General features: G+C 53.7%; 8 protein-coding genes, 1 tRNA gene and 1 other RNA gene. 2 read left to right on the forward strand and 8 right to left on the reverse strand.

The features are described from left to right. Positions 1–283 precede the first annotated feature (283 nt). The 8 genes from B5G40_RS16455 to B5G40_RS16485 form a co-directional block, all read right to left on the reverse strand. A complete protein-coding gene (locus B5G40_RS16455; protein ID WP_158099567.1) occupies positions 284–517 on the reverse strand; it encodes an RNA polymerase sigma factor in 234 nt (77 codons plus the stop codon). 109 nt (positions 518–626) lie between these two features. Then, positions 627–1,025, reverse strand: coding sequence for a hypothetical protein (locus tag B5G40_RS16460; protein WP_087400713.1), 399 nt, complete (start codon positions 1,023–1,025; stop codon positions 627–629). Next, positions 1,026–1,346 carry a hypothetical protein gene (locus B5G40_RS16465; RefSeq protein WP_087400715.1) on the reverse strand — a complete coding sequence of 107 codons (321 nt, stop codon included), beginning with the start codon at positions 1,344–1,346 and terminating at the stop codon, positions 1,026–1,028. 106 nt (positions 1,347–1,452) lie between these two features. Beyond that, complete coding sequence (locus B5G40_RS16470; RefSeq protein ID WP_087400716.1) at positions 1,453–1,908, reverse strand: hypothetical protein; 456 nt, start codon at positions 1,906–1,908, stop codon at positions 1,453–1,455. Between the two features lie 13 nt (positions 1,909–1,921). Then, positions 1,922–1,986, reverse strand: an RNA gene (locus B5G40_RS16475) — hammerhead ribozyme type II. Beyond that, a complete protein-coding gene (locus B5G40_RS17025) occupies positions 1,985–2,149 on the reverse strand; it encodes a hypothetical protein (RefSeq protein WP_158099568.1) in 165 nt (54 codons plus the stop codon). The genes B5G40_RS16475 and B5G40_RS17025 overlap by 2 nt, the downstream gene beginning before the upstream one ends. 47 nt (positions 2,150–2,196) lie before the next feature. Beyond that, positions 2,197–2,685, reverse strand: coding sequence for a hypothetical protein (locus B5G40_RS16480; RefSeq protein ID WP_087400718.1), 489 nt, complete (start codon positions 2,683–2,685; stop codon positions 2,197–2,199). A 14-nt stretch (positions 2,686–2,699) separates the two neighbouring features. Further along, positions 2,700–2,909, reverse strand: coding sequence for a hypothetical protein (locus B5G40_RS16485; protein WP_087400720.1), 210 nt, complete (start codon positions 2,907–2,909; stop codon positions 2,700–2,702). Between the two features lie 161 nt (positions 2,910–3,070). Here B5G40_RS16485 and B5G40_RS16490 point away from each other — a divergent pair, with 161 nt between their 5' ends. Continuing rightward, positions 3,071–3,250, forward strand: a complete 180-nt coding sequence (locus tag B5G40_RS16490; RefSeq protein ID WP_087400722.1) for a ribbon-helix-helix protein, CopG family — start codon at positions 3,071–3,073, stop codon at positions 3,248–3,250. 189 nt (positions 3,251–3,439) lie between these two features. After that, positions 3,440–3,511: transfer RNA gene (locus B5G40_RS16495), tRNA-Ile, on the forward strand. Positions 3,512–4,003 lie beyond the last annotated feature (492 nt).

Below are 4,003 nucleotides of genomic sequence, written 5' to 3' on the forward strand. Positions count from 1 at the left end.
ACCATCTGGCTGGCCGCCGTTTTAATTTTGAGATGCTCAGCGGCTTGATTTTGTATTGCATTTTTTCGCCTCCCTAAAAATCTGAAATTTCTACTTGACTTTTATTAGCAGGTCTTTCATAAAAATAGGAGGGCACAGCATTGACGCCTTGCGTCCTCGCCGGTACATTGTCCGGCTCCCGCTATGTCCTCCTTATGGAGATATTCTAAACTTTATATTTTGTTTTGAACTGACAACAAAACGGCTTGAAAACAGCATAAAAAGCACAGAAAAAGGACGCCCATTATAGGGCGTCCTGAATTTTTCGGATAGCTTTGGAGAAAAGCCGCTGTGATGTTTTCTCGGTGATGTTCAGCCGGTCGGCAATCTCGTTGTGGGAGAGGTCATCAAAGATTTTGAGCAGCAGCACCTGGCGTTCACGGGGCTTTAGGACTGTGCCATTGATGGCGTCCATTAGGCGCTGCTGGCTGGTGACAGACTCAACGCGGCGGCGCTCCTCAATGTGGCGGCTGCTCATAGGGGTTTTCCGCAGGTGGGGCAGTTCTTCCCGCCTTTTGTGCCGCCGATCACCGTCTTTCTGGTGGTCTTGGCGGTTTTCTTGGTGGTTGTCTGGGTTGCCTTTGCCATTATTCAGCCCCCCCATTCACAGCATTATCGTTGTATTGCTCTCCGTCCACGTTGTTGATAGTGGCGCTGTCACCATCAACCGTCTGGGTGGTAGTTGTTTCGGTGGTGGTCGTGGTCTCCTCAATGACTACGCCCTCCTCCAGGATGCGGTGAATTGCTGCAATCTCACCGCCCTGGCGATGGATCACGGTGCCCTGATAAATGCAAACGCAGAGGCACACGGCAGCCAGCACGGCGGCCAACACAGAGACCAGCCGGAGACGCCGCGCCGCTGCTGTAGCCGCCTGGACATCTTCCCGGGCACTGTCCCACATTTTCAGAACCAGTTTCAAAAGCCCCTGGCTCATGTGGAGCCCTTCCCGGCTGGCTTCGTCAATGATCTTCTTTGCGTCGTCCATTTAGCTCATCCTCTCTAAAATCTTTTGGAGCGCTGCGTTAATAACCTGTCGGTCTTCCATGCGATTCTCCAGGTTTTCCAGCCTGTTGAAAAGGGTCTTGATTTTCTCGGAGTGGCTGGCATGGATTCCGGCGGCCTCCCGCTGCCAATCAGCGATTTTGTCAATCTTTTTGCTCATGTCTTGGATGTTGGCTATAATCTGGTCAATTTTGCTGTCATCAGGAGGGGGTTCTTTGCTTTTTGTATCGCGGCCCACGCCGTAGAAAAAAGCCACGGCGGCCAAGCACAAAGAGGCTACAGAGATGATAACTGTATAGTCCATAGGCATCACCAATCTTGCGTGTAATTTGCAGGCACTTTAATCATGGCATGGATTAAGTGCTTGTTATCACGCATATAAAAGAACACCGCCCCCAAAGGGGCGGTGTTTATCGTTCCCAGCTCTTTTTGCTGATGTCCATATTGCACTCAATCCCTGGCCGCTGCTTCTGCATGGTCTCAAAGGCGGCTATAGCTGCGCGGCGCTCCGTGCCGGGGTATTTGGTTTCGTGCTCGGTCTCCTCGTGGCCGTCCTCATAGACGCGTACCAGGCGCAGGGTGTAGGTGACTTTCTTGTCATACCAGCCCTTGTGCCGGATCAGGTCAAGGCGGAGTTTGTAAGGCATGGTCGCAAGGACCGCGTACCGCTCCGCAAGGGCCTGCCTGTAGCCCTTGAGGGCTTCCAGCGCCTCCTCCATGCGCTGGATGGTTCCGGCTGCGCTGCGGTCATACAGGGCTACACTGTCAAGACTGGTCAGCTTACTGGGAAGGCGGAGGTGGTCATATATTTTTATCTCCGCCTCGTCCCTCCTCCAGCTGCGGTCGAATAGCTCTTGCCAGGTCATTACACATCATCCTTCCGGCCTGCCATCATCGGCGCCGGTAGGCCATCTCCGGCGGACGCCCTGGTGGGCGTTTCGGCTAATTGGTAGCGGTGTTGATATATTCATACATCTCGAAGTAGTGCTCACGGGTTACCTGGTTGCGAAGTTCATACAACTGGCGGTGCAAAAACTTTCTGGCCTCGCGCTTGTCAGTTCTCATACGGACCACTACGTCCACATAGCCCTTTGTAAACTTTTCCATTCCATTATCCTTTCTGCCCTCGTGACCTCCGGGGCGGGCCGTGTGCTTCAGGCGGTAGCCTCTGCCAGTCGCTCAGCGCCGCCGCTGCGGAAGGTCTGACTGCCGTACTTGTTGCGGATCTGGTTCATGGTGGCGCTGCCCTTGTGCCAGCGGCGGCCCTCTTCGGCGTGGTGCCAGTACCACAGTTTCTTGTTACTGCTCCAGCGGCACCCGGCGGCTTTCAGCTCGTCCTTATGCTCCCTGGTGTTGCCGCCGATCCAGAGCCAGGAGCCGCACAGCTCAACCTCCAGGCCGTGCATACGGAGCAGCTTTTCGATGATCTCGCGGAACTCCTCGGCGGTCTCGGTGGTCTGGTGGAACTCGTCGGCCTGCTGGTTGTGGGCCTTCTTCAGAACTTCGTGCAGCTCGTCATACTCGGCGTTGATGTCCTGCATGGTCTCAACGTCTCCGCCCACGTCTGGATGGTGGATCATCGCCAGGCGGCGATACTGCTTCTTGAGTTCGTCCAAGGTGGTGACGTTGATAAAGTATTTCATGGTGTTACCTCCTATCAGATAGCGACGATGCCGACGATCCGGGAGTAGATCAGCCCGGCGTCCTCAAAGGCCTTACGGGCCAGAGCGGCGGAAGTGGTGCGGATGGCCCAGTCAATGGAGGGGCGGCCCACGGTCTCCTCGTAGACTACCAGGTAATCGCGCTCCTCAGCAGGAACAGCAGGCTTGCGGGTGTTGCGGCTGCGGAACAGGTTAAACAGTTTCATGGTGATTCCTCCTTGCGGTGTTTCCTTGTTGTGACTATATCATAGCATTGTTTAACAATGTATACAATAGGCATACTGAATAATTGTTAAACAATGTTTTTGGGCAGAATGTACATTGTTAAACATAGTGTATGATGATATCCTATAAGAGGGGTGATTTTATGCCATTGACAGAGGCCAAAAAGAGAGCGAACAACAAGTATTTGGCCGAAAATTACACGGTGCTTGGTGTCAAGGTCCGCAAGGACTACGCCGAAGAGGTAAAGAAAAAGGCCAAGGAGCGCGGGGACACGGTGAACGCGATATTGAAAGCCGCGCTTGATAAGTATATGGAAAGTTAGAAAAACCGCCTGGGGGATTTCCCGGGCGGTTATTTTTTTGCAAAAAAAGAAAACGCGTGTTAATGAGCACTTAATCCATGCCAATATGATATTGGCGGATGTGTAACCGTCATTCCATTCTTTCTTCCTCCTTTTCTCCCTCACTACCCGGCGGCGGTTTTCGCTTCTTTTCCCGCCGCCGGGACATATGGCCTTGTAGCTCAGTGGGTAGAGCGCCGCAACAATCATGCGGAGGAAAGGGTTCAATTCCGTTCAAGGCCAGTGTGCACACGCACCTTTCGCGTGTTCATCTTTTTGTTGACACCTCGGAAAGACGGGGAACGCACCAAAGGCCACGGGGCTGACTGTGGAAAGACACTATACCGGAGGCTTACAGTGCCTAATTATGCGCCGGAGAAGGGTAAAGGGCACCCTGTTTGCAGTACAGGAAGTGTGGGTGGCTGCAACGACCCACAACAGGCGGGAAACCGCCTGTATATGCCGCCTTGCGGTTGCACGAGACGGAGGCGACACAAGCAGCGCAGTGAGGATGTAGCCTCGGGTAAGGACGTCCTATCACTCTATGGAGCTGGCAGAGGTGGGGGCCAGGGACGTACACGCATACGGGCGTATCACAAGCAGACTGTGACGGCCGGCAGGAGCCGGAGCACGACAGCAGCGGTAATACGTTCGTATACGGTCCTATACGGACGAAAAACAAAAAAGAAAGAAAAAAGTCCCCTTCTTTCCCCCCTCTTCCTTCCCCCCTTAAAC

The sequence above is a fragment of the Flavonifractor sp. An9 genome, from assembly GCF_002161245.1.
Classification (GTDB): Bacteria; Bacillota; Clostridia; order Oscillospirales; family Oscillospiraceae; genus Flavonifractor; species Flavonifractor avicola.